Genomic DNA, 23,304 nt, shown 5'->3' with positions numbered 1-23,304 from the left:
AAACTGGCCAAGCGGAATGAATAGATTGACGGGCGGGCGCCATGATGACGCCCGCCGGGGTATTACGCTTTGTCGCCCAGCAGCACGGATTCCAGCGCGATAACGATCATTTCGTTAAAGGTGGTCTGGCGTTCCGCCGCCGTGGTCGCTTCGTGACGCAGGATGTGGTCGGACACGGTGCAGATGGTCAGCGCCTTGCAGCCGAACTCTTCATACAGCTCCGCCGCCACGCCGTAGATGCCGGCCGCTTCCATTTCCACGCCCAGGATGCCGTACTTCTTCATCACCTGGAACATGTCCGGATCCGGCGTGTAGAACAGATCGGCGGAGAAGATGTTGCCCACGCGCGCCGGGATGCCCTGCGCCGCCGCCGCGTCGACCGCGTTGCGCACCATGTCGAAGTCGGCGATCGCCGCGTAGTCGTTGTCCTTGAAGCGCAGACGGTTCACCTTGGAGTCGGTGCACGCGCCCATGCCGATCACCACGTCACGCAGTTTGATATCGTCACGCACCGCGCCGCAGGAACCCACGCGAATGATCTTCTTCACGCCGAATTCGGCGATCAGCTCGCGCGCATAGATGGAGCAGGACGGGATGCCCATGCCGTGGCCCATTACGGAGATGCGGCGGCCTTTGTAGGTACCGGTAAAGCCCAACATGCCGCGCACGTTGTTCACTTCCACCGCGCCTTCCAGGAAGGTTTCGGCGATGTATTTTGCACGCAGCGGATCGCCCGGCATCAGTACTACGTCAGCGAAATCACCCATCTCAGCATTAATGTGCGGCGTAGCCATAATTTTCTTCCTTTAGAAATCTTATTTAATAAAAACGTCAAACATCTAAGCCTTGAATGTCGAGTTGCAGCCAGGCAGCTAGCGGGTGAATCCCCAGGAGCTTACTTGAGTAAGTGACTGGGGTTCACGCGTGAAGCTAACAACGCTGCGGCTTGAAAGACAGGGCTTAGAACATGCTCTTACCGTAATCCATCGGCGACAGGCCAAAATAATTGGCGACGGTCTGGCCGATGTCGGCAAAGGTCTCGCGGTGGCCCAGCGAGCCCGGCTTCACTTTCGGGCCGTAAACCAGCACCGGGATGTGCTCGCGGGTGTGGTCGGTGCCCGGCCAGGTCGGGTCGCAGCCGTGGTCGGCGGTGAAGATGATGATGTCTTCGTCTTTCACCAGCTTCAGCAGCTCCGGCAGGCGGCGGTCGAACAGCTCCAGCGCGGCGGCGTAGCCCGCCACGTCGCGGCGGTGGCCATAGGAGGAGTCAAAGTCCACGAAGTTGGTGAACACGATGGTGTTGTCGCCGGCCTTTTCCATTTCGATCAGGGTCGCGTCGAACAGCGCGTCGATGCCGGTCGCCTTCACCTTCTTGGTGATGCCGACGTTGGCGTAGATGTCGGCGATTTTACCGATCGACACCACTTCACCGCCCTTCTCATCCACCAGCTTTTTCAGCACGGTCGGCGCCGGCGGCTCTACCGCCAGATCGTGGCGGTTGCCGGTGCGCTGGAAGTGGCCCGGCTTATCGCCGACGAACGGACGCGCGATCACGCGGCCGATGTTGTACCCGCCTTCGGTCAACTCTTCACGCGCGATTTCGCACAGTTCATACAGGCGATCCAGGCCGAAGGTTTCTTCATGGCAGGCGATCTGGAACACCGAGTCGGCGGAGGTGTAGAAAATCGGCTTGCCGGTTTTCATGTGCTCTTCGCCCAGCTGATCGAGGATCACGGTGCCGGACGAGTGGCAGTTGCCCAGGTAACCCGGCAGCTTGGCGCGCTCGACCAGCTTGTCCAGCAGTGCCTGCGGGAAGCTGTTGTGCTCGTCCGTGAAGTAGCCCCAGTCGAACAGCACCGGCACGCCGGCGATTTCCCAGTGGCCCGACGGCGTGTCTTTACCGGAAGAGAGCTCGCTGGCGTAAGCGTAAGCGCCGATGATGTCGGCGTTGCGGTCCAGCCCCTGCGGGAAGTTGCCGGTGGACTCTTCCGCCGCTTTACCGAGGCCCAGACGGCTCAGGTTAGGCAGCGTCAGCGGCCCCTGGCGGCCCACGTTGGCCTCACCGCGCGCGCAAACCTCGGCGATGTGGCCCAGGGTGTCGGAACCCTGGTCGCCAAAACGTTCGGCGTCTTCGCTGGCGCCGATGCCGAAGGAGTCCAATACCATAATAAATGTGCGTTTCATCTGTGCTCTCCTGCGTGTTCTCACGCTTTGGACGGCCGCGAAAAAGCCGCGGCCGTTCCTGATTCTTGGGTTATTCCGTGATGCGCTTATACACCACCGGCGTCGCTTCCGGCGCCTTGTCGCTCAGCGTCATTGCGCTGCGCACCGCATCGGCCGCCTGCTGCCAGCTCTCTTCATCGTTGGCGTGGATCATCGCCAACGGCTGCTGGGCATCCACTTTATCGCCCAGGCGCGCCACTTCGGTCAGACCAACGCTGTAGTCGATGGCGTCGCTCGCCCGGCGACGGCCGCCGCCCAGCGAAACCACCGCCATGCCCAGCGCGCGGGTATCCATGGCGCTGATGATGCCCGGCTTTTCAGCATACACCGGCTTGCTCAGCGTTGCCGCCGGCAGATAGCTATCGTAGCGTTCGACGAAGTCTATCGGCCCCTGCTGCGCCGCCACCATGCGGCCAAACACCTCCGCCGCCTTGCCGTTGTCCAGCACCGCCTGCAGTTTGGCGCGCGCGTCGGCCTCGTCTTGCGCCAGGCCGCCGGACAGCAGCATTTCCACGCACAGCGCCAGCGTCACTTCCAGCAGGCGCGGGTTGCGGTATTCGCCGGTCAGGAAGCGCACCGCTTCGCGCACTTCCACCGCGTTGCCGGCGCTGGAGGCCAGCACCTGGTTCATGTCAGTCAGCAGCGCGGTGGTCTTGCAGCCCGCGCCGTTGGCCACGCCGACGATCGCCTGCGCCAAATCTTGCGACAGCGCATAGGTCGGCATAAAGGCGCCGGAGCCGACCTTCACGTCCATCACCAGCGCATCCAGCCCTTCCGCCAGCTTCTTGGCCAGAATGGAGGCGGTGATCAGCGGGATCGAATCCACGGTAGCGGTAATGTCGCGGGTGGCGTAGAAACGTTTGTCCGCCGGCGCCAGCGAGCTGGTCTGGCCGATGATCGCCACGCCGACGTCCTGAATGATTTTGCGGAAGGCGTTATCGTCCGGGAAAATATTGAAGCCCGGAATGGCTTCCAGCTTGTCCAGCGTGCCGCCGGTATGCCCCAGGCCGCGGCCGGAGATCATCGGCACATAGCCGCCGCAGGCCGCCACCATCGGGCCAAGCATCAGCGAGGTCACGTCGCCCACGCCGCCGGTCGAATGCTTGTCGACGATCGGGCCGTTCAGCGCCAGACTCTTCCAATCCAGCACGGTGCCGGAATCGCGCATCGCCATGGTAAGCGCCACGCGCTCCGGCATGCTCATGTCATGGAAATAAATGGTCATCGCCAGCGCGGCGATCTGCCCTTCCGACACCACGTTGTCGCGAATGCCGTTGATGAAAAAGCGGATTTCCGCTTCGCTTAACGGCTGGCCGTCGCGTTTTTTACGAATAATTTCTTGAGCCAGGAACAAAGCATCCCCCTGTGTCGCCGAGAGTCGGTGCAGACGGGCGCGCCTGGCGCCCGCCAACGAAATCGATCAGTAGCCGCCGCCGGCGGTCTGGGTCTGGTGGCCCAGCGCGGTCAGCAAGCTGGCCAGCAGGCTGGAAGCGCCAAAGCGGAAATGCCGCGCATCGGCCCAGCCTTCGCCCAGAATACGATCGGCAAGTTGCAGATAATGCAGCGCATCCTCTGCGGTGCGCACGCCGCCGGCCGGCTTGAAGCCCACCGTCTTCGCCACGCCCAGATCGCGGATCACCGACATCATCAGCTCGGCGCTTTCCAGCGTGGCGTTGACCGGCACCTTGCCGGTGGAGGTCTTGATAAAGTCCGCCCCGGCCTTGATGGCGATCTCGGACGCCTTGCGGATCAGGTCGGCCTGCTTCAGCTCACCGGTTTCGATAATCACTTTCAGCAGCACGTTGGCCGCCTGACAAGCCTGCTTGCACTGTTTCACCAGCTCGAAGCCGACCTGTTCGTTGCCGGCGATCAGCGCGCGGTAAGGGAACACCACGTCCACTTCATCCGCGCCATAGGCGATGGCCGCGCGGGTTTCCGCCAGCGCGATGTCGATATCGTCGTTGCCATGCGGGAAATTGGTCACGGTGGCGATACGGATATCCGGCGTGCCTTGCTCACGCAGCGCCTTGCGCGCTACCGGGATAAAACGCGGGTAGATGCAGATGGCCGCCGTGTGGCCGGCCGGGCTGTTGGCCTGACGACAGAGGGCGATCACTTTCTCGTCGGTGTCATCATCATTCAGCGTGGTTAAATCCATCAGGTTCAGCGCACGTTGCGCTGCTGCGGTTAATTCGGTCATAAAACTCTCCAACTGAGTACCTGGGTGTTGGCGAGCGGACTTGGTTCCATGAAGATAGCGCAGGGGAACGGCGTTCCCGCGGCGGCAACTGAGATCCTTCTCACCGCACATGGCCACCCGCCTTGCGGCCGGCCAGTAATAGCTATTTGAACACGAATGCCAAGGGCGATTCGCGTTCATCGTCACACTATATGAAATAACACTGTAACAGACCGGAATTATATGTGAAGAACATCACAAAATAACGCGATATCGTTCACAAATTCGCTAAAGAAGCGGCTGAAGATCGCGGGTGCGGCAAGCACCCGCGTTGCTTAGAGTATAGGCGGAGTCCCGCGATCGGTCGCGCCGTCGCGGGCTCCGGGATGGCTTACAGCGCCAGGAAGAAACCGGCGATGGTGGCGCTCATCAGGTTGGACAGCGTGCCCGCCGCCACGGCCTTCAGACCGAAACGCGCGATGTCGTGGCGACGGTTGGGCGCCATGCTGCCCAGACCGCCCAGCAGGATCGCCACCGAGGAGAGGTTGGCGAAGCCGCACAGCGCAAAGGAGATGATCGCCTTGGTGTGGGTCGACAGCACCTGCAGGCCTTCCGCCGCCACCACGTCGTCCGGGCGCAGATAGGCGCCGAAGTTCATGTAGGCGACGAACTCGTTGACGATGATCTTCTGGCCGATAAACGAACCGGCGGTCATCGCCTCGCTCCACGGCACGCCGATCAGGAAGGCGATCGGCGAGAACACCCAGCCGAGGATCAGTTCAAGCGACAGCTGCGGATAATCGAACCAGCCGCCGATACCGCCGAGAATGCCGTTAAGCAAGGCGATCAGCGCGATAAACGCCAACAGCATCGCACCGACGTTCAGCGCCAGCTGCATGCCGGAGGCTGCGCCGGAAGCCGCCGCGTCGATCACGTTGGCCGGACGCTCTTCTTCGGCGATCAGTTTCATCGCATCGTCTTTATCGTGAGTCTGCTCGGTTTCCGGCACCATCAGCTTGGCGAACAGCAGCCCGCCCGGCGCGGCCATGAAGGACGCGGCGATCAGGTATTCCAGCGGCACGCCCATCTGCGCATACCCCGCCAATACCGAACCGGCTACCGAGGCCAGGCCGCCGCACATCACGGCGAACAATTCTGACTGGCTCATGGTGGCAATATACGGGCGCACCACCAGCGGCGCTTCGGTCTGGCCAACGAAAATGTTGGCGGTCGCCGACAGCGATTCGGTGCGCGAGGTGCCCAGCAGCTTGTGCAAACCGCCGCCCAGCACGCGGATCACCAACTGCATGATGCCGAGGTAGTACAGCACCGCAATCAGCGAGGAGAAGAACACGATCACCGGCAGAACGCGCAGCGCGAACACGAAGCCGCCGCCGCCGAACACCTCGAACATCTTGTCGGACACCAGCCCGCCAAAAATGAACGAAATGCCCTGATTGCCGTAGGCGATAACGTTTGCCACGCCGTTAGACATACTGCCGAGGATGCTGCGGCCCAGCGGCACGTACAGCACCAGCGCGCCGATGCCGATCTGGATGATGAACGCCCACACGACGGTGCGCAGTTTAATGGCCCGGCGGTTGCTGGAGAGCAGCACCGCAATGGCGATCAGCACCGCCATACCGACCAGACTCATGATGAGTTGCATGCAAAGTTTCCCTGTTGCAAAAAATAAAGTACATCCCTGCTCATGAAGAGAGGTCTGCTATTGGAGTGTTTCGGGGGGGATTATACTGAGCGAGGTCACCCTCGCACCGATTTATGTCACAAATGTATACAACGAGACGCAAATGAAAATCTTATAACGTGACGCAAGTCACGTTATAAACCCATCAATCCGGCATGGCGAACAGTGCCTGAGTATTGCGTTGCAGGTGGGCGGCAATCTCGTCGGCCGGTTCCGGCCGCAGCTCGCACAGCGTTTGAAACACCTCGGCGGCGCGTTCGGGGCGATTCGGCTGCCCCTGATAGCCGGCCAGCGGCATGTCCGGCGCATCGGTCTCCAGCAGCAGCGCCTCGAGCGGCAACTGCGCCATCACGCCGCGCGTTTTTTGCGCCCGCTCATAGGTGATGGTGCCGCCCACGCCGATGTAATAGCCGAGGCGGATAAAGGCCTGCGCCTGCGACAGGCTGCCGGCGAAGCCGTGCACCACGCCGCGACGCGGCAACTGCATGCGCCGCAGCGCCGCGGCCAGCTGATCGTGGGTGCGGCGCGAATGGAGGATCACCGGCAGGTCATGCTGTTTCGCCAGCCTCAGCTGGGCCAGCAGCACGCTTTGCTGGCGCTCGAACTGCGGGTTGTCCATATACAGATCGAGCCCGATCTCCCCCACTGCCACCAGCTTGCGCGGCCGTTCGGCCAGCAGCGTTGCCAGCTGCTCCAACTGCGGCTCATGATGCTGCGCGATATACAACGGGTGCAGCCCCAGCGCGGCGAACAGCGGCGCGTGATCTTGCGCCAGTCGCAGCACCCGGGCAAAGCGATCGGCGGTGACCGTCGGGACGATGATGCGCTGCACGCCGGCGCTTGCCGCCCGCGTCAGGCTCTCGGCCTCATGCCCGGTAAAGGGCGGAAAATCGAAATGGCAGTGAGTATCGGTAAAGGCGTAACTCACAGCGCCCCCCCTTCACCCGGCGGCAAATCACCCGGCAGAATGATCTTCGGCGCCGCTACCGCGGCCTCCGGCTGCGCGCCCAGCTCGGACGGCATGACGATATCGGTCACGATCGGCGAAGGCATTCTGACGTTCTCCGGCTGGATCAGGCGGCGCGACAGCGCTTTTTTCACCTTCATGCCGTCCGGCTCCGGCTGCGCCATCCACTGGCCGACGGTGGCCAGGAAGTAACGGCCGCAGCGGCGCCCCAGGTGATAATCCTGATTGAGCGACCCCAGTCGGCTGCCCAGCGCATTGCTGGCCAGCGGCTTCGGCGGAAAGATTTCGAAGATGCGCAGCTTGCCCGGCGGCTTCTCGATAAAGCGCTGGATGCGGTGATAGCTTTGCTCGTGATGCTGCAGGATGCGCACCATCTGCTGCAGGCTGCTGTCGCTCAGCCAGTGCTCCATGCGCTTCATCCACTGCGGGGTGTAGTACATCTGCGAGGGCACGGTGCGGATCACCACGATGGTGTCAGCGCCGCGACGATAGGCCTCTTCCACCGGGATCGCATCGCTGATGCCGCCGTCCTGATAGCTGACGCCGTCCAGCTCCACGCCCTGGCGATAAAAACCGGGAATGGCGCTGGACGCCTTGATGGCCGGCAGCCAGCGTTCGCGCTGCGCCGGCAGGTAGGTCGGCTCAAAGTCATCGCTGCGGCAGGCGCACAGCAGGAACTCGCGCCCGTCGGTAAAGTGCTGTTCCGCCACGTCCATCGCCAACGGCATCTGCGCCGCCGCCGTATCGACCAGCCAATCGAGATCGATCAGATGCCCGCCGCGCACGAAGCGCAGCGGATTGAAGAACTGGGCCGAGGTGGTGTAGCGGGTGATTACCCGACGCGCGTAGCCCACCTGCCCGCAGATATAGGCGGACAGATTCTGGGCGCCGGCCGACGTGCCGATCAGCAGATCGAAAGGGTTAAAGCCCGCGCGCTGAAACTCGTCCAGCACGCCGGCGGTGAAAATGCCGCGCTGGCCGCCGCCTTCGCAGACCAGCGCCATCTTGCCTGGCCGAAAGGGTTTAGACGCCAGCGGTTCTATATTGCCGAGCGTGATGGGTATTCTGTATCCCAACTTGGCATCCTCAGTGAGACGTTTTCTCCGAGGATACCGCGTCTCGCTCTCTTCCGTAATCCTCTTGCAGTACGCCGGCGAGGAAATCGTTGCTGCCGGCCAGCCAGGCATAATCGCTGCCTGACCATTCTGCCCACGCCTGCCATACCTGGCCTTTCAGCTGTTTCCAGCGCCCGACGATGATGTCGCTGTTCATGGCCGGCCCTCCCCGACGTGAGAAAAGGAGTTAAGCTTTGTTACAGTTTACGGGAAAATGCCCGCCGGCTAAGGGCGACGGCGGCCGGTGAACAGGCTGACCAGGAACAGGATGATTCCGACAACGAACACGATTTTAGCCGCCCAGGCAGCGGTGCCCGCCAACGAACCGAACCCCAGCGCCGCAGCGATAAGCGCGATGACTAAAAAGATAATGCCCCAACGAAACATAAGCTTCTCCTTACCATTGTGAAAAAATTCGCTGCTGTCTACCGCCCCGACAACGGGACGCCGACGGCAAATCAGTTTCTTTTTTTGGTGTTACATGCCGGGCCGCCTTCACGGCCCGACAGATGCGGCTTGTTGTTGCTTGTTACGGGCGCCTGGCGGAATTACTGCTTGACCACCAGGTCGTTTTTCACGCTTTTCACGCCGTCGATGGCCTTGGCGATGCTTTCCGCACGCTCAGACTGCGCCTGCGTTTTCACCTCACCGGAAAGCTGCACCACACCATCGGTGGTTTCCACTTTCACATTGCGCGACGGCACGATGTCATCGGCCAGCAGCTTGGCTTTCAGCTCGCTGGTAGTGGCGGTGTCGCCGGCATACGATTTGATCGACTGGTTGGCTTCATCTTTCACGTGCAGCTTGTCGCTGACGGTCTTGACGCCTTCCACCTTACCGGCGACCGCGACCGCATGCTCCGCCTGCGCCTGGCTGCCGACGAACCCACTCAGGATCACGGTGCCTTTTTCGGTTTTCACCGAAATGTCAGAACTTTTGATGGTCTTATCTTCCACCAACGCACTTTTAACTTTAGCCGTTATCGCGCTGTCATCCATGTAACCGTCAACTTTTTTCATGGAGCTATCGATTTTGGCACCGGCACTATCCGCGGCGTTAGACGCCTTGTTGAGCAGACTGTCTTCGGCCAGCGCACTGCCGCTTACCAAAGCAGAACCCAATACGACAGCCATCAGCGAGTGTACAAATTTGGTCTTTTTCATCGATCTCTTCCTTTTGTTGGGGGCTCTCGACGCCAAAGCGCCGGAACCCTGCGGCCACCTTCACGCGGCCTTCTCGGTAAATACTTCATCATCGCTATACGATTAAGCGTTCACGACAGGAGTATTGCAACGGCCGTGCCAACTCAAAAAACACCTTAATTATCAAAGATAAAAATCTTTCAGCCGGATTTTTAATCAAAAAACTGTCGTCTATTGACGACAGGCTAAGTTACACAAAACTGAAATATGGCTATCTCATTGATATTTAAAGACACTGACTGTCTCCTATCGGCAACACATCAGAATAACTCACCAAACAAATAGCGTATTACAGTGATTTACTCTCAAGCAATGTGCGGACATCTCGTTAAAGATAGACCATCAGACGGAAAACGCAGGCCGAACGAACATCGCCTGGCGATAGCGGTTCGCAGGATAAAATATGAGGAAGATTTATTAATTAGCGCAGTGAGGATAGGAGAAGCGTGCAGGGCGCACTGGGCGCCCTGCCGAGCGATCAGTGTTCGCGGGTTTTGCGGAAGGTCACGTCAGGATAGCGTTCCTGCGTCAGGTTGAGGTTCACCATGGTCGGCGCGATGTAGGACAGGTTGTCCCCGCCGTCCAGCGCCAGGTTGATCTCGTTTTTGCGCTTGAACTCTTCGAACTTCTTCACGTCGTCGCACTCGACCCAGCGCGCGGTCGACACGTTGACCGATTCGTACAGCGCTTCCACGTTGTACTCGCTCTTCAAACGCGCCACCACCACGTCGAACTGCAGCACACCGACCGCGCCGACGATCAGATCGTTGTTGGCGATCGGACGGAACACCTGTACTGCGCCCTCTTCGGACAGCTGCACCAGTCCCTTCAGCAGCTGTTTCTGCTTCAGCGGATCGCGCAGGCGAATGCGGCGGAACAGCTCCGGCGCGAAGTTCGGAATACCGGTGAACTTCATGTCTTCACCCTGGGTGAAGGTATCGCCGATCTGAATGGTGCCGTGGTTGTGCAGGCCGATGATGTCGCCCGGGTAGGCTTCTTCCACGTGCGAACGGTCGCCGGCCATAAAGGTCAGCGCGTCGGAGATCACCACGTCTTTGCCGGTGCGCACCTGGCGCAGCTTCATGCCCTTCTCGTAGCGGCCGGACACCACGCGCATGAAGGCCACGCGGTCGCGGTGTTTCGGATCCATGTTGGCCTGGATCTTGAAGACGAAGCCGGTGAATTTCTCCTCCGCCGCCGTCACTTCGCGGGTGTCGGTTTTGCGCGGCATCGGCGCCGGCGCCCAGGCCACCAGACCGTCCAGCATGTGATCCACGCCGAAGTTACCGAGTGCGGTACCGAAGAACACCGGGGTCAGCTCGCCGCTCAGGAAAGCCTCCTGATCGAACTCGTGGGAAGCGCCTTGCACCAGCTCCAGCTCATCGCGCAGCTGCGCCGCCAGATCTTCGCCCACCGCCGCATCCAGCTCCGGGTTGTCCAGGCCTTTGACGATGCGCACTTCCTGGATGGTGTGGCCTTTACCGGTCTGATACAGGTAGGTTTCATCCTTGTACAGGTGGTAAACGCCCTTGAACAGCTTGCCGCAGCCGATCGGCCAGGTGATAGGCGAGCAGGCGATCTTCAGTTCGCGCTCGACTTCATCCATCACTTCCATCGGATCGCGGATGTCGCGGTCCAGTTTGTTCATGAAGGTCAGGATCGGCGTGTCGCGCAGACGGGTGACTTCCATCAGCTTACGGGTACGATCCTCAACGCCCTTGGCGGCGTCGATCACCATCAGACAGCAGTCGACGGCGGTCAGGGTACGGTAAGTATCTTCAGAGAAGTCTTCGTGCCCCGGGGTATCCAGCAGGTTAACCAGGCTGTCGCGGTACGGGAACTGCATCACGGAGGTGGTGATCGAGATCCCACGCTGCTTTTCCATTTCCATCCAGTCGGATTTGGCGTGCTGGCTGGAGCCACGGCCTTTTACCGTACCGGCGGTCTGGATCGCCTGTCCGAACAGCAGCACTTTTTCGGTAATGGTGGTTTTACCGGCATCGGGGTGCGAGATGATGGCGAAAGTTCTTCTTTTGGAGACTTCGCGGGCAAATTCACTAGGAGACATGGTTTTCAGGTTCTACGGTTAGTCCGCCCTGCGACATCATCAGAACGCGCCGATCGCGGCGCCGGGCAAAGCGGTGAATAAAAGATAACAGCCGGGCATTTTCGCCGATTTGCCAACCGGTGACAATCAATGCTTTTACCGGCCGGGCGGATTACGCCAGCGGCAGCGCCATCACGATCGCGTCTTCGCGGCCGTGGGCGCTCGGGTAATAATTGCGGCGCACGGTGACCTCGTTGAAACCGAGATCTTCATACAGTGCGATCGCCGCCTGGTTGGAGGCACGCACCTCCAGCCACAGCGTCACCACGCCACGGCTCTCCAGCTGTTCGATCACCGCGTTGAGCAGCAGGCGGCCAAAGCCCCGGCGCTGCCACCGCGGATGAATGGCGATGTTGAACAGCGTGGCTTCGTCCAGCACGATCTGCGTGATGGCGAATCCCGCCATTTCCCCATCGGCGTTCAGCTTCAGGTTAAGGTAGCGATCGCCCTGATTGCTGGCGAAGGTGGTTTCCGTCCAGGGGAAAGCGTGGCTGGCTTGCTCAATGGTGAAGGCCGTGGCCAGGTCGGCCGCCGTCAGGGTAGAAATCGTGTTCATGATGACAAATCTGCTGCCAGAGGGCGCGTTTGGCCCCCGCGTCTTGGGAAAGCTCGGCCAGCGCCGGGCTGTGTAGCTGCGCGCCGGCGACCGCAAGCGGTTCCGCCACGCCCAGCCGCCAACTGTTGCATGCGGTCTCTTCAGGCAGCATCGCCGCCTGTTCCGGCGTCAGGCTGTAGGTTTGCGCCGGCGTCAGCCCCAGGCTACGCAGCACGTCACAAAACAGCGGATCGTCGGGCGCGGGCAGCGTCTGCGCCACCACCAGCAGGCGCGCCTCGGGCGGCAGACTGACCGCCACTTCGCCCTGCAACACGCTCGGGCGGCGCAATGTCCACTGCGTAATACCCAGTTGTTGTAACAGCCAGTCGCGTTTTGATGCCATGCCGATTCCTACCCGTTGTGGTGCGCCATGCCTGCCATGCGCCGCGCTATGCTAACAAACCCGCGCAGCCCGCGCCAACAAACCCGTCGAACATATCGCCACAAAGCTCTATAATCCCCGGTCTCATTTCCAGGAGCCAATATCTGATGTCTGCATTAACCCCCGCCAGTGAAGTCATGCTGCGCCACAGTGATGAATTTATCGAACGCCGCGTGCTGTTTGCCGGCGACCTGCAGGACAGCCTGCCGGCCCAATTCGAGGCCGCGGACGTGCGCGTCCACACTCAGCAATACCATCACTGGCAGTTACTGAACCGGACGATGGGCGATAACGTGCAGTTCGGTTTGACCGTCGATCCCGCTTTCGTCGCCGACTGCGACACGCTGGTTTACTACTGGCCGAAGAGCAAGCAGGAAGCGCAATTCCAGCTGTGCAACATCCTGGCGCTGCTGCCGGTGGGCGTAGACGTGTTCGTGGTCGGTGAAAACCGCAGCGGCGTGCGCAGCGCCGAGCCAACGCTGGAAGGCCACGTTGCACTGGTGAAAATCGACAGCGCGCGCCGCTGCGGCCTGTATCACGGCCGCCTGGACGCGCAGACCGAATTCGACCTGAACGACTGGTGGGACAGCTATCAGCTGCACGATCTGGAAGTGAAAACGCTGCCGGGCGTGTTCAGCCGCGACGGCCTGGACGTCGGCAGCTCACTGCTGCTGTCGACGCTGGAAAAACACATGAAAGGCAAGGTGCTGGACATCGGCTGCGGCGCCGGCGTGATGGCCTCGGTGATGGCCAAGCTGTCGCCGAAGGTGAAACTGACCCTCAGCGACGTCAACGCCGCCGCGGTGGAATCCAGCCGCGCGACGCTGGCCGCCAACGGCATCGAAGGCGAAGTGATCGTCAGCAACGTTTACTCCGACATCACCGGCCGTTTCGACATGATCATCTCCAACCCGCCGTTCCACGACGGGCTGCAGACCAGCCTGACCGCCGCCGAAACCCTGATCCGCGGCGCGGTGAAACACCTGCCGATCGGCGGCCAGCTGCGCATCGTCGCCAACGCCTTCCTGCCGTACCCGGACATTCTGGACGCCACCTTCGGCAGCCACGAAGTGCTGGCGCAGAACGGCCGCTTCAAGGTGTATCAGGCCACCGTCGGCCGCCCACCGCGCGCGCCGAAGAAGAAATAATTCGCCGTTGGCGGAAAACGACAGAGCGCGGCCTGAGGCCGCGCTTTTTTTTAGCCGTTGATATAGGCCATCGACTCGGCGCCGTAGCGATCGCCGGCCGCTGCACTCAGCGGAAACACCGCTTCGATCGCCGCCAGTTCGGCCGCGCTCAGCGTTATCTCCGCCGCCGCGACGTTCTCTTCCAGATAGCGACGGCGTTTGGTGCCGGGGATCGGCACGATGTGCTCGCCCTGCGCCAACACCCAGGCCAGCGCCAGCTGTGAAGGCTTGACGCCCTTCTGCGCCGCCAGCTCACCCACCTTCTCCACCAGCGCCAGGTTGCGGGCGAAGTTTTCGCCCTGGAAGCGCGGGTTGCCGCGGCGGAAATCGTCCTCGGCCAGATCCTCCGGCCGCCGGATAGCGCCGGTAAGGAAACCGCGCCCTAACGGGCTGTAAGGCACAAAGCCGATCCCCAGGCGCTCACAGGCGGCCAGCACGCCCTGTTCAGCATCGCGCGTCCACAGCGAATACTCGGTCTGCAACGCCGTGATCGGATGCACCTTGTGCGCCCGCTCCAGCGTGGCGACCGACGCCTCGCTCAGGCCGATATGGCGGATCTTGCCTTCGCGGATCAGATCCGCCATCGTGCCGACGACGTCTTCGATCGGCACCTGCGGATCGACCCGATGCTGATAATAAAGATCGATCTCCTCTACGCCCAAGCGCCGCAGGCTGCCTTCCACCGAGCGCCGGATATACTCGGGCCGGCTGCTGACGCCGCGCGCCGAAGGATCCGCCGGATCGCGCAGGATGCCGAACTTGGTAGCCAGGAACACCTGTTGCCGTTTGCCCTTGATCGCTTCCCCCACCAACTCTTCGTTGGTGTGCGGACCATACATGTCGGCGGTGTCGAGCAGCGTGACGCCCAGCTCCAGCGCCCGGTGCAGCGTGGCGATGGCCTCCTGCCGATCGGCGCCGGTAGAGTAGAAGTCGCTCATGCCCATGCATCCCAGCCCCAGGGCGGAGACGACGGGACCGTGGGAACCCAGTTTACGTTGTTGCATTGTGCAGCCCTCATGCGATGAACGGATAACGCAGCAAAGTCTGGTTGTTTACGCTACAAAGATAAATAATGCAGATCGCACATCACTGTTCAAAAATCACCAACAACCCGGAGTGGACATGGATCAGGTTCAAGCCATGCGCATTTTTACCCGCATCGTCGAACTGGGCAGCTTCAGTCGGGCGGCCGAGCGCCTGCAGCTGCCGCGCGCCACGGTCAGCAACGCGCTGAAACGGCTGGAGCAGCGGCTGGGCGTGCGCCTGCTGATCCGCACCACCCGCCAGGTACAGGTGACCAGCGAAGGCAGCCTTTACTATCAACGCTGCGTACAGCTGCTGGGGGCGCTTGAGGAAGCGGACACGCTGTTCAGCCACCATAAGCTGCAGCCGTCCGGCAAAGTGCGCATCGATATGCCCCATTCGCTGGCGCGCCAGATCGTCATTCCGGCGCTGGGCGACTTTTACCGGCGCTATCCCGACATCACGCTGGCGCTGGGTGCCAACGACACCCACGTCGATCTGTTGCGCGAAGGCGTAGACTGCGTGCTGCGCGCCTGGGAAACCGAAGACGACAGCCTGGTGGCGCGGCGCATCGCCCAGCTGCCGCAGATCACCTGCGCTTCCCCCGCTTACCTGCAGGCCAGCGGCACGCCGCTCGACATCGATAGCCTGGCGCCGCACCGCGCGGTAGGGTATTTTTCCCTGGCCAGCAACCGCGATTATCCGCTGGAATTCTGCCGTGGCGGCAAGGTGGAACTGCGCGAACTCCCTGCCCGGCTGAGCGTCAGCGGCGCCGACGCTTACATCGCCGGCGCGCGTGCCGGCATGGGGTTGATTCAGGCGGCGCGCTATTCACTTGCTCCCTGGCTGGAACGGGGCGAACTGGTGGAAGTGTTGGCGGACACGCCGCCTCCGCCGATGCCGATTTACATCATGTATCCGCCCGGCCGTTTCCTGGCGCCACGGGTCAGGGTGTTGATTGATTGGCTGATTTGGCTGTTTGACCAGCAGAAAAGCGGCGATATGGCTGTTTTTCCAGCAAACGCCCGCAAAGCGGGGAAATAACTGTTGACGTGCCCGCCAAAATCTCTAGAATTCGCCTCCGTGGTAACGTTACTCCGGTAATGTTTCTGGTACGCGAAGGTGGCGGAATTGGTAGACGCGCTAGCTTCAGGTGTTAGTGTCCTTACGGACGTGAGGGTTCAAGTCCCTCTCTTCGCACCAAATAACCACATGATTTATATTGCACTCAGCATCGATGCGAAGGTGGCGGAATTGGTAGACGCGCTAGCTTCAGGTGTTAGTGTTCTTACGGACGTGAGGGTTCAAGTCCCTCTCTTCGCACCAAGCTGGCGACGTAATATAAATCAAAGCAACAACATCGACTGTGCGAAGGTGGCGGAATTGGTAGACGCGCTAGCTTCAGGTGTTAGTGTCCTTACGGATGTGAGGGTTCAAGTCCCTCTCTTCGCACCAATTGATGATCTATCCGGTAGTTCCTTCGAAAAAATCCCAACGCATTGATGATAAACACGCCTAAGCGTGGTTTTGCCGTTTCCGGCGTTTACGCGAAGCTGAAGTTGAGGCTGATTGCCGCCAGGCCGCCCGCCAGCGCCATGCAGGAAGGCAGCAGCAGATAGTGACGCAGCCGGCTGTTGAACAGCATCACCAGCGTCGCCAGCATCGCTATCACAATCAGGGTGCGCAGCTGCATCATATTCAGATCGATCAAGGCCAGCAGCGGCATCAGCGCGCACGGCAGCAAAACGCCCCAGGCGCTGGCCAGGCGATCGCCGAGGCACCAGCTGACGCCCCACAGTCCACACGCGGCAATCATGGCGGTGAGCATGATAACCCCCCTTTAAGTGATAATGATAACCAATATCATATAACACTTTTTTGGCCGCCGCATCATTTTCACTGCGGTGACCAAACCCAGATGACACCAGCATGAAAAAATGATAATTTGACATAAGAAAATTCCTAGTCCTGTTTGCATGATAATAATCACAATCATCAACCATGCAACTTCCGTGGATATTTCGCGCCGAGGGAATGCTTCTCAACCTTAATTATTCGACAGAACGACTTTGCAAAGAGTGACCTCCGTATGAACGCCCGTTCTTATCAGGAATTACTGAACAGCAAGCAGCGCCTGGCATTATTTCTTTTTCTGGTGATGAATGCCGCCTCTTCCGTATTTACGTTATTGTTCCCTTTTAGGGATACGCCCTCATTTACCCTACCTTTATTATGTATACCGCTATTTTGTCTGGCGGCGGCGCTATTCTCCCTGCAAACGCCGCGGAAATACCTGTGCAAACTCAACCTGTTCGCCAGCTTGCTCGGCCTGCTGTGGGCCGCCCATATTTACGTTAAAAGTCAATATTGCCTACCGAATAACCAAGATTTTTTATTAATTAGTTTGTTCAGCATCTTTTTTATCAGCGCTATTTCTCTGACGGATAACTTTACCGCCTTTTGTTTACACGCTGTGCCTTCCGCAATGGTGATCCTGGCTTTAGACGGTATGCATAATACCCTGCGGATATTATTCACCACGCTATTACCTATTATCGCTTTCTCCATCCACCACCTGATGTTGAAACGCAGTGAAATCTTTACCCACGCGCTGGTGGCCAACCTGTATAACGAACGGGACAAATTCAATAATTTAAGCATGCTCGATCCCCTGACCGGTCTTTATAACCGCCGCGGGCTGGAGAATAAGATCAACATGCTGCTGGAACCGCAAACCGGCCGCCACTACGTGCTGCTGCTGGATATCGACCACTTCAAGGTCTACAACGACAGCTACGGCCACGCGATGGGCGACCGGGCGCTGGTGCAGGTGGCGATCGCCATCCGCGATGCGGTACGTTCACGCGACATCGTGGTGCGCTACGGCGGGGAAGAGTTTTTGGTGCTGCTGACCAACGTGCACGAAGGCTACGCGGCGCAGCTGGCCGAGCGGGTGCGCCAACGGGTGGCGGAACTGAACATCCCACACGGCGCCAGCCCGCAGCACAGCGGCACGCTGACGCTCAGCGCCGGCATCTCCGCGCTGGAAAAGCTGGACGTCGAATCGGCGATCGGCGCGGCCGACGCCGCGCTCTATCTGGCGAAGCACAGCGGCCGCAACAATATCCAGCTGGCGCAAAACGTCCAGCCCGCTCTGCTGCAGCCGCAGGAGTAAATACCCTGTCCGGTTAAGCGGCCGTTGGCCGCAAGCCGTTCAGCAACAGCGTCAAACCGGCCAACGCCTGCTCCAAAGCGATCTTCTCATCCTGCTGATTCGCGATCCAAAGCGCGGCATCCATCAGGCCGCCATTGATTAAATGCGCCAATACCTCAGGTGCGGTCGTCGCGATCGTCCGCTGTTCCATCAGCTTTTGCAGCATATTCGTCATGGAGGCGATACATTGTAACCGGCTAGCCTGAAGATGTTCCGCCCCCAATACAGAAGGTGAGTCACGCAATAAAATGCGCTGCACTTGCGGTTCAATCGTCATCGCCAGATAGGCGCGACAGCGCCCGGCAAAAGCGCTCCACTCGTCGGGCGCGTTGGCGGAAATTGCCGCCAGACGCGCATCCATCTCGGCGTCGATTTCTTGCACGACGGCCAAAAACAAACCTTTCTTGTCGCCAAAGTGGTGATAGAGCGCACCGCGCGTCATACCGGCTTGCGCGGTGAGTTCATCCATCACCGTCTCAGCATACCCCACGCTGCCAAACTGCTGACGGGCGGCCGCCACCAGTTTTTGTCGCGTTTCTTCAATCATTTCTGCGCGCGCTTTACGTGCCATGGGTCCACTCCGCCTCGTTATTGATGACGTTATAATTGACATACGCCATGTATGTCAATTAACTTAACATACGTGGCGTATGTCAATGATGGACATTGAGCGAATACCGAGCCGCCAACATTCCGGAGCCCTTTCCATGGCAAATCCTTATTTCAAACTGTTCAACGCCCCGGGCAGCAAGGCGTTTTCCTCTGCCGGGCTGATCGCGCGTCTGCCGGTCTCGATGACCGGTATCGGCATCATCACCATGCTCTCGCAGGTACGCGGCTCCTATTGGTTGGCGGGCGCGGTGGCGGCGACGTTCGCCTTTTCCATGGCGCTGCTTGCGCCGCAAATCGCGCGCGCGGCGGATCGTCACGGCCAAAGCCGCGTGTTGCCCTACGCCACCGGGGTCAGCACGATCGCCCTGCTGCTGCTGTTGCTCTGCACCCACTATCGGGCGCCGGACTGGACGCTGTTTGTCTTCGCCGCGCTCGCGGGCAGTATGCCCAGCATCTCTGCGATGGTCAGGGCCCGCTGGAGCGAAATTTATCGCAGCACGCCACAGCTGCACACGGCATTTTCATTCGAGTCCGTATTGGACGAGGTGGCCTTTATCGTCGGCCCACCGATCGCCGTGGGGCTTAGCGTTTCACTCTTCCCAGAGGCCGGCCCTCTGGTGGCCGCGCTGCTTCTGGTGGCGGGCGTTGCGGCATTCGCCTCGCAAAAAAGCACTCAGCCTCCGGTTTACGCCCACAATAACCAGCGGCAGCGCGCCATCCTGGCCATGCCGTCGATGCAGATCCTGGTGCTGGCGCTGATCGCTCTGGGTACCATCGTCGGCACCGTGGACGTTATCAGCGTGGCCTTCGCCGAGCAGCAAGGGCAGCCGGCCGCCGCCAGCATCGTGCTGTCGGTTTACGCGTTCGGCTCCTGCCTGGCCGGGCTGATTTTCGGCGCAATGAAGATCCCCGTCCCCTTGCCTCGTCTGTTCTTATACGCGGCATTCGCCACCGCCTTCACCACCCTGCCGCTGCTGTGGGTGCACAATGTCTTGACGCTGGCGGCGGCGATGTTTGTCGCGGGATTGTTTTTTGCGCCGACCATGATCGTTGCCATGGGGCTGGTTGAAAACATCGTGCCGCCCTCCAGACTGACGGAGGGGTTGACCTGGATGGTCACCGGCCTGGGGATAGGCGTGGCGCTCGGCGCCGCATTGGCGGGCCTGGCGATCGATGCCATAGGGATAACGGCCGGCTTCAGCGTCACGCTCACCGCCGGGCTGATCGTGCTGCTGGTGGCGGCAGGCGGCTACCGCTTAATGCGGCGAACGCTGGCCTTGAAAGCGGCGTGAATCGCCCGCGCTAAGCGGTTTCCCAAATCGCCCTGCCCTGCCAGCGCCGTTCGATCGCCGCCAGAAACAGTTTCACCTTGGGGGAGAGATGGCGTCGGCTGGGGTAGACGGCGCAGATCGGCGGCCCCGGGCGACAATAGCGCTCCAGCACCGGCACCAGCGTGCCGGCCGCAATCTGCTCGCCGACCAGAAACGCCCCCACCTGGCACAGGCCGGCTCCGGCGACGGCCGCATCCCGCAAGGCTTCGACGTTGTTGAAACGCATCCGGCCACGCACCGGCTGTTCGTGCAGTTGGCCGTTGACCAAATAGCGCCAGGGCGCCGGCAGCCCCTGATGTCTGAAGACCAGCGTCTCGTGATCGCCCAACGCCTCCGGTTTTGCAGGCGTACCGTGCCGCGCCAGATAATCCGGCGCCGCGCAGGTGATCAGGCGATGCGGCGCGAGCACCCGCCGCACCAGCCGGCTGTCGTCGCTGCCGCCGACGCGGACAGCCACGTCGATGCCGTCGCGCACCAGATCGCTGTACTCATCGGAGAAGCTGACGTCGGCGTTCACCTCCGGCCACTGCGCCAAAAACTCCCGCAGAATCGGCAGGATATGCAATCGCCCCAACGAAACCGGCAGATCCAGCCGCAGCCGCCCGCGCGGCGTTTGCCGCCGCGTATTCAGCGCCGTTTCCGCCTCTTCGGCCTGCGACAGGATGCGCTGCGCATACTCGTAAAACACCGCGCCGTCTTCGGTCAGGCTGACGCTGCGCGTGGTGCGCTGCAGCAGCCGAGTGGCCAATCGCTCCTCCAATCGGTTCACGCATTTGCCCGCCGCCGATCGGGAAATGCCCAGTCTCTCGGCCGCCAGCGTGAAGCTGCGGGCGTCGGCGACGCGAATGAACACCAGCAGGTCGGTCAGGTTATCCAACGGCATAGACGGTAAATTAGCCACGATTTATCCCCAATGTTGCGCATTCAGGCCAGTTTATCAGCCATTTTGGCGCGGATACACTGAGGCTCTTCATCTGTTGGGAGAGTCATTATGAGTGCCTTACACGCCGGCGGCGGCGCAAAACCCTGGCTGGCGACTTTCGCTATCGCCCTGTCCACCTTTACCGTCGTCACGGCAGAAATGCTGCCCGTCGGGCTGCTGACTCCGATCGTCAGCACCTTGAACGCATCGATAGGCCGCGCCGGGCTGCTGATTTCCCTGCCCGCCCTGTTTGCCGCGCTGTTCGCCCCGCTGGTGGTGCTGGGTGCCCGGCGCACGGATCGCCGCAGCCTGCTGATCGCCTTTCTACTGCTGCTGCTCGCCGCCAACCTGCTGGCCGCCGCCGCCACCTCCATGGCGCTGCTGTTTGCTGCGCGCATCCTGCTGGGCTTTTGCATCGGCGGCATCTGGGCCATCGCGGGTGGGTTGGCGGAACGTCTGGTGCCGCCGACTTCCGTCGGATTGGCGCTGTCCGTCATCTTCGGCGGCGTAGCGGCGGCCTCGGTGTTCGGCGTGCCGCTCGGCGTATTCCTCGGCGAAGCGCTGGGCTGGCGCATGGCGTTTCTGGCCGTCGCCGTCCTGGCGGCGCTGACCCTGCTCCTGCTGCTGTGCGTGCTGCCGCCGCTACCGGTCACGCAGGCGATAAGCTGGCGGTCGTTCACCGTGCAGCGCGCGAATCGTCGGCTGATGACCGGGCTGCTGCTGACGTTTCTGCTGGTCGCCGGCCACTTTATGGCTTACACCTTTGTCCGCCCGCTGCTGCAGACGGTCGCCGGCATCGAGGGCCGCTGGGTGGGTCCGCTACTGTTCGCCTACGGCGCCGCCGGTATCATCGGGAATTTCATCGCCGGCCAGGCCGCCGCCAAACGGCTGCGCCGCACCCTGGCGCTGATCGCCCTCGGGCTGGCGCTCGCCGTCCTGCTGCTGCCGCTGCTGGGCCACGCGCCGCTGAGCGGCAGCGCCTTCCTCCTGCTGTGGGGCATCGCCTACGGCGGCGTTTCCGTTTCGCTGATGGCATGGATGCTCAAGGCGGCCCCCGACGCGGTCGAGGTCGCCTCTTCACTGTATATCGCGCTGTTTAATCTGGCGATTTCCTGCGGTTCACTGGCGGGCGGGCTGGTGGTGGATGCCGGAGGCTTGACGCTAAACGGCGTGCTGTCCGGCATCGTGCTGCTGCTGGCGTTGGCGATCCTGATGCGAACCCGCCCACAGGCGCTGACAACGGCGGCGAATGCCGATTCGCCGCCGGGTTAAATCAGGCGCGGCGCTGCCGCAGGCCGTAAACCAGCACCACCGCGAAGCACAGCAGCGGCAGCAGATAAGAGAGCGCGGTGCTGTAACGATCGGCCAGCGCCCCCATAAAGTACGGCATGATGGCGCCGCCGACGATCGCCATGATCATAAAGGAGCTGGCGCGCTTGGTGTGTTTACCCAGGTTTTTCACCCCCAGGGCGAAAATGGTCGGGAACATGATCGACATAAAGAAGAATACCGCGATCAGCGCCACCACCGACACGCCGTCAACGCTCAGCATCACCACGCCGCACAGCGCGATGTTGATCAGCGCATAGGCCGCCAACAGCGTCGCCGGCTTGACTCGCCCCATCAACCAGGTGCTGAAGAAGCGCCCGACCATAAAGCAGATCATGGCGATCGACAGCAGGTAAGAGGCGCTCTGGTTAGACACCTCACGCCAGTGTTCGGTGGCATAGTTGATGAAGAACGCCCCTACGCCCACCTGCGCCGCCACGTAAAAGAACTGCGTGATAACCCCGCCGACGAAATGCGGATGCTGCCACAATCCCTGCGCTATCACGCCGTGTACCGGTTTTTCCTCTTCGCGGATCGCCGGCAGCCGGGTGCGGCTGAACAACAGCGCGATCAGCAGCACCAGCACGGCGATCGCCACATAGGTCATCTTAACCGCGCTCTGATCGCCGCCGCCGGCGGACTGGCTGGCGGAGAAGAACAGCGTGCCGCCGATCAACGGGCCGATAAACTGCCCGAGGCCGTTGAACGACTGGGCCAGGTTGAGCCGCCGTTCGGCGCCCTGCGCGTCGCCCAGCACCGTGGCGTACGGGTTGGCGGCCGTTTCCAGGCAGCCCAAACCGCTGGCGATAACGAACAGCGCGAACAGGAACACGCCGAAGCTGTTGGCCGACGCCGCCGGCACGAACAGCAGCGCCCCCAGCGCATACAGACACAGCCCGATCAGAATGCCCGCCTTATAGCCCTTGCGGTCCATAAAGTATCCGGCGGGCAGCGCCACCAGGAAATAGGCGCCGAAATAGGCCGCCTGCAACAGCCCCGACTGCGCCTTGGTAACGTGCAACGTCTCCTGAAAATGTTTGTTTAATACGTCCAGCAGGCCATAGGACAGCCCCCACATAAAGAACAGGCTGGTGACCAGGATAAAGGCCCAGCGCAGATTGGCGGTCACGGCGACGCCCGGCTGCGCCGAGGCCGCACTTTTTTCAGCAAGCATGGTGATACCCTCGTATCGTCTGGCGATGATGATG

At 61.0% G+C, this 23,304-nt stretch carries 23 protein-coding genes and 3 tRNA genes; 8 read left to right on the top strand and 18 right to left on the bottom strand.

The window, feature by feature from the left end:
* Positions 1-62: 62 nt before the first annotated feature.
* From deoD to AWX27_RS11835, 13 genes are all read right to left on the bottom strand, one after another.
* Entirely contained in the window at positions 63-794 is a 732-nt protein-coding gene (deoD, locus tag AWX27_RS11890; RefSeq protein WP_004933059.1) for a purine-nucleoside phosphorylase, read from the bottom strand.
* A 166-nt stretch (positions 795-960) separates the two neighbouring features.
* Entirely contained in the window at positions 961-2,184 is a 1,224-nt protein-coding gene (gene deoB, locus AWX27_RS11885; RefSeq protein ID WP_049198074.1) for a phosphopentomutase, read from the bottom strand.
* A gap of 70 nt (positions 2,185-2,254) precedes the next feature.
* On the bottom strand, positions 2,255-3,577 hold the full coding sequence (deoA, locus tag AWX27_RS11880) for a thymidine phosphorylase (RefSeq protein ID WP_019454991.1): 1,323 nt from the start codon (positions 3,575-3,577) through the stop codon (positions 2,255-2,257).
* 66 nt (positions 3,578-3,643) lie between these two features.
* Complete coding sequence (gene deoC / locus AWX27_RS11875) at positions 3,644-4,423, bottom strand: deoxyribose-phosphate aldolase (RefSeq protein ID WP_004933072.1); 780 nt, start codon at positions 4,421-4,423, stop codon at positions 3,644-3,646.
* 370 nt (positions 4,424-4,793) lie between these two features.
* Positions 4,794-6,071, bottom strand: a complete 1,278-nt coding sequence (locus AWX27_RS11870; protein ID WP_038630188.1) for a NupC/NupG family nucleoside CNT transporter — start codon at positions 6,069-6,071, stop codon at positions 4,794-4,796.
* A 184-nt stretch (positions 6,072-6,255) separates the two neighbouring features.
* Positions 6,256-7,038, bottom strand: a complete 783-nt coding sequence (locus AWX27_RS11865) for a TatD family hydrolase (protein WP_060422321.1) — start codon at positions 7,036-7,038, stop codon at positions 6,256-6,258.
* Complete coding sequence (locus AWX27_RS11860) at positions 7,035-8,153, bottom strand: patatin-like phospholipase family protein (protein ID WP_060422316.1); 1,119 nt, start codon at positions 8,151-8,153, stop codon at positions 7,035-7,037. Before AWX27_RS11860 ends, AWX27_RS11865 begins: the two co-directional genes overlap by 4 nt.
* A 10-nt stretch (positions 8,154-8,163) precedes the next feature.
* Complete coding sequence (locus tag AWX27_RS11855) at positions 8,164-8,349, bottom strand: CsbD family protein (protein ID WP_060422311.1); 186 nt, start codon at positions 8,347-8,349, stop codon at positions 8,164-8,166.
* A gap of 68 nt (positions 8,350-8,417) precedes the next feature.
* The gene (locus tag AWX27_RS24530) at positions 8,418-8,579 is read right to left on the bottom strand and encodes a DUF1328 domain-containing protein (protein ID WP_004857650.1); all 162 of its coding nucleotides are present in this window, start codon (positions 8,577-8,579) and stop codon (positions 8,418-8,420) included.
* Between the two features lie 161 nt (positions 8,580-8,740).
* Positions 8,741-9,355 carry a molecular chaperone OsmY gene (gene osmY, locus AWX27_RS11850; RefSeq protein WP_060422308.1) on the bottom strand — a complete coding sequence of 205 codons (615 nt, stop codon included), beginning with the start codon at positions 9,353-9,355 and terminating at the stop codon, positions 8,741-8,743.
* Positions 9,356-9,872: 517 nt separating this feature from the next.
* The gene (gene prfC / locus AWX27_RS11845; RefSeq protein ID WP_038878480.1) at positions 9,873-11,462 is read right to left on the bottom strand and encodes a peptide chain release factor 3; all 1,590 of its coding nucleotides are present in this window, start codon (positions 11,460-11,462) and stop codon (positions 9,873-9,875) included.
* Positions 11,463-11,613: 151 nt separating this feature from the next.
* Positions 11,614-12,057, bottom strand: coding sequence for a ribosomal protein S18-alanine N-acetyltransferase (gene rimI / locus AWX27_RS11840; RefSeq protein ID WP_060422302.1), 444 nt, complete (start codon positions 12,055-12,057; stop codon positions 11,614-11,616).
* A complete protein-coding gene (locus tag AWX27_RS11835; protein WP_060422298.1) occupies positions 12,002-12,439 on the bottom strand; it encodes a DNA polymerase III subunit psi in 438 nt (145 codons plus the stop codon). Before AWX27_RS11835 ends, rimI begins: the two co-directional genes overlap by 56 nt.
* A gap of 146 nt (positions 12,440-12,585) precedes the next feature.
* Here AWX27_RS11835 and rsmC point away from each other — a divergent pair, with 146 nt between their 5' ends.
* Complete coding sequence (gene rsmC, locus AWX27_RS11830; RefSeq protein ID WP_049198058.1) at positions 12,586-13,626, top strand: 16S rRNA (guanine(1207)-N(2))-methyltransferase RsmC; 1,041 nt, start codon at positions 12,586-12,588, stop codon at positions 13,624-13,626.
* A gap of 50 nt (positions 13,627-13,676) precedes the next feature.
* Here rsmC and AWX27_RS11825 read toward each other — a convergent pair whose 3' ends face one another.
* A complete protein-coding gene (locus AWX27_RS11825; RefSeq protein ID WP_049272812.1) occupies positions 13,677-14,669 on the bottom strand; it encodes an aldo/keto reductase in 993 nt (330 codons plus the stop codon).
* Between the two features lie 118 nt (positions 14,670-14,787).
* On the opposite strand from AWX27_RS11825, the gene AWX27_RS11820 reads away from it, so the two are divergent.
* The 4 genes from AWX27_RS11820 (at position 14,788) to AWX27_RS11805 (ending at position 16,143) form a co-directional block, all read left to right on the top strand.
* A complete protein-coding gene (locus AWX27_RS11820; protein ID WP_060422294.1) occupies positions 14,788-15,732 on the top strand; it encodes a LysR family transcriptional regulator in 945 nt (314 codons plus the stop codon).
* A 72-nt stretch (positions 15,733-15,804) separates the two neighbouring features.
* A tRNA-Leu gene (locus AWX27_RS11815) sits at positions 15,805-15,891 on the top strand.
* A gap of 36 nt (positions 15,892-15,927) precedes the next feature.
* Positions 15,928-16,014, top strand: a tRNA-Leu gene (locus AWX27_RS11810).
* A 42-nt stretch (positions 16,015-16,056) separates the two neighbouring features.
* Positions 16,057-16,143 (top strand) — tRNA-Leu (locus tag AWX27_RS11805).
* An 88-nt stretch (positions 16,144-16,231) separates the two neighbouring features.
* On the opposite strand, the gene AWX27_RS11800 is transcribed toward AWX27_RS11805, so the two are convergent.
* A complete protein-coding gene (locus AWX27_RS11800; RefSeq protein WP_048233751.1) occupies positions 16,232-16,516 on the bottom strand; it encodes a DUF1435 domain-containing protein in 285 nt (94 codons plus the stop codon).
* A gap of 261 nt (positions 16,517-16,777) precedes the next feature.
* Between AWX27_RS11800 and AWX27_RS11795 the strand changes: the two genes are divergently transcribed.
* The gene (locus AWX27_RS11795) at positions 16,778-17,863 is read left to right on the top strand and encodes a GGDEF domain-containing protein (RefSeq protein WP_060422291.1); all 1,086 of its coding nucleotides are present in this window, start codon (positions 16,778-16,780) and stop codon (positions 17,861-17,863) included.
* 13 nt (positions 17,864-17,876) lie between these two features.
* On the opposite strand, the gene AWX27_RS11790 is transcribed toward AWX27_RS11795, so the two are convergent.
* Positions 17,877-18,473 carry a TetR/AcrR family transcriptional regulator gene (locus AWX27_RS11790; protein ID WP_060422288.1) on the bottom strand — a complete coding sequence of 199 codons (597 nt, stop codon included), beginning with the start codon at positions 18,471-18,473 and terminating at the stop codon, positions 17,877-17,879.
* Positions 18,474-18,609: 136 nt separating this feature from the next.
* Here AWX27_RS11790 and AWX27_RS11785 point away from each other — a divergent pair, with 136 nt between their 5' ends.
* Positions 18,610-19,806 carry an MFS transporter gene (locus AWX27_RS11785; protein WP_060422285.1) on the top strand — a complete coding sequence of 399 codons (1,197 nt, stop codon included), beginning with the start codon at positions 18,610-18,612 and terminating at the stop codon, positions 19,804-19,806.
* Between the two features lie 10 nt (positions 19,807-19,816).
* On the opposite strand, the gene AWX27_RS11780 is transcribed toward AWX27_RS11785, so the two are convergent.
* Positions 19,817-20,728 carry a LysR family transcriptional regulator gene (locus AWX27_RS11780; protein WP_060422279.1) on the bottom strand — a complete coding sequence of 304 codons (912 nt, stop codon included), beginning with the start codon at positions 20,726-20,728 and terminating at the stop codon, positions 19,817-19,819.
* Positions 20,729-20,836: 108 nt separating this feature from the next.
* Here AWX27_RS11780 and AWX27_RS11775 point away from each other — a divergent pair, with 108 nt between their 5' ends.
* Positions 20,837-22,039, top strand: a complete 1,203-nt coding sequence (locus AWX27_RS11775) for an MFS transporter (RefSeq protein WP_060422274.1) — start codon at positions 20,837-20,839, stop codon at positions 22,037-22,039.
* A 1-nt stretch (position 22,040) separates the two neighbouring features.
* On the opposite strand, the gene fucP is transcribed toward AWX27_RS11775, so the two are convergent.
* A complete protein-coding gene (gene fucP / locus AWX27_RS11770) occupies positions 22,041-23,270 on the bottom strand; it encodes an L-fucose:H+ symporter permease (RefSeq protein WP_060422270.1) in 1,230 nt (409 codons plus the stop codon).
* Positions 23,271-23,304 lie beyond the last annotated feature (34 nt).

The sequence above is a fragment of the Serratia sp. 2880STDY5682894 genome (assembly GCF_001537385.1).
Classification (GTDB): Bacteria; Pseudomonadota; Gammaproteobacteria; order Enterobacterales; family Enterobacteriaceae; genus Serratia; species Serratia nevei.
Note: the sequence above shows the minus strand (reverse complement) of the source record. Positions and strands in the feature narration are given on the sequence as shown.

Bases quoted from the DNA above. Each gene is read 5' to 3' on its own strand.
- deoD (WP_004933059.1), bottom strand. From the start codon at position 794: ATGGCTACGCCGCACATTAATGCTGAGATGGGTGATTTCGCTGACGTA.
- AWX27_RS11780 (WP_060422279.1), bottom strand. From the start codon at position 20,728: ATGCCGTTGGATAACCTGACCGACCTGCTGGTGTTCATTCGCGTCGCC.
- rimI (WP_060422302.1), bottom strand. From the start codon at position 12,057: ATGAACACGATTTCTACCCTGACGGCGGCCGACCTGGCCACGGCCTTC.
- AWX27_RS11820 (WP_060422294.1), top strand. From the start codon at position 14,788: ATGGATCAGGTTCAAGCCATGCGCATTTTTACCCGCATCGTCGAACTG.
- AWX27_RS11800 (WP_048233751.1), bottom strand. From the start codon at position 16,516: ATGCTCACCGCCATGATTGCCGCGTGTGGACTGTGGGGCGTCAGCTGG.
- AWX27_RS11775 (WP_060422274.1), top strand. From the start codon at position 20,837: ATGAGTGCCTTACACGCCGGCGGCGGCGCAAAACCCTGGCTGGCGACT.
- AWX27_RS11790 (WP_060422288.1), bottom strand. From the start codon at position 18,473: ATGGCACGTAAAGCGCGCGCAGAAATGATTGAAGAAACGCGACAAAAA.
- fucP (WP_060422270.1), bottom strand. From the start codon at position 23,270: ATGCTTGCTGAAAAAAGTGCGGCCTCGGCGCAGCCGGGCGTCGCCGTG.
- AWX27_RS11870 (WP_038630188.1), bottom strand. From the start codon at position 6,071: ATGCAACTCATCATGAGTCTGGTCGGTATGGCGGTGCTGATCGCCATT.
- rsmC (WP_049198058.1), top strand. From the start codon at position 12,586: ATGTCTGCATTAACCCCCGCCAGTGAAGTCATGCTGCGCCACAGTGAT.
- AWX27_RS11795 (WP_060422291.1), top strand. From the start codon at position 16,778: ATGAACGCCCGTTCTTATCAGGAATTACTGAACAGCAAGCAGCGCCTG.
- prfC (WP_038878480.1), bottom strand. From the start codon at position 11,462: ATGTCTCCTAGTGAATTTGCCCGCGAAGTCTCCAAAAGAAGAACTTTC.
- AWX27_RS11835 (WP_060422298.1), bottom strand. From the start codon at position 12,439: ATGGCATCAAAACGCGACTGGCTGTTACAACAACTGGGTATTACGCAG.
- osmY (WP_060422308.1), bottom strand. From the start codon at position 9,355: ATGAAAAAGACCAAATTTGTACACTCGCTGATGGCTGTCGTATTGGGT.
- AWX27_RS11785 (WP_060422285.1), top strand. From the start codon at position 18,610: ATGGCAAATCCTTATTTCAAACTGTTCAACGCCCCGGGCAGCAAGGCG.
- AWX27_RS11855 (WP_060422311.1), bottom strand. From the start codon at position 8,349: ATGAACAGCGACATCATCGTCGGGCGCTGGAAACAGCTGAAAGGCCAG.
- AWX27_RS24530 (WP_004857650.1), bottom strand. From the start codon at position 8,579: ATGTTTCGTTGGGGCATTATCTTTTTAGTCATCGCGCTTATCGCTGCG.
- deoB (WP_049198074.1), bottom strand. From the start codon at position 2,184: ATGAAACGCACATTTATTATGGTATTGGACTCCTTCGGCATCGGCGCC.
- AWX27_RS11825 (WP_049272812.1), bottom strand. From the start codon at position 14,669: ATGCAACAACGTAAACTGGGTTCCCACGGTCCCGTCGTCTCCGCCCTG.
- deoC (WP_004933072.1), bottom strand. From the start codon at position 4,423: ATGACCGAATTAACCGCAGCAGCGCAACGTGCGCTGAACCTGATGGAT.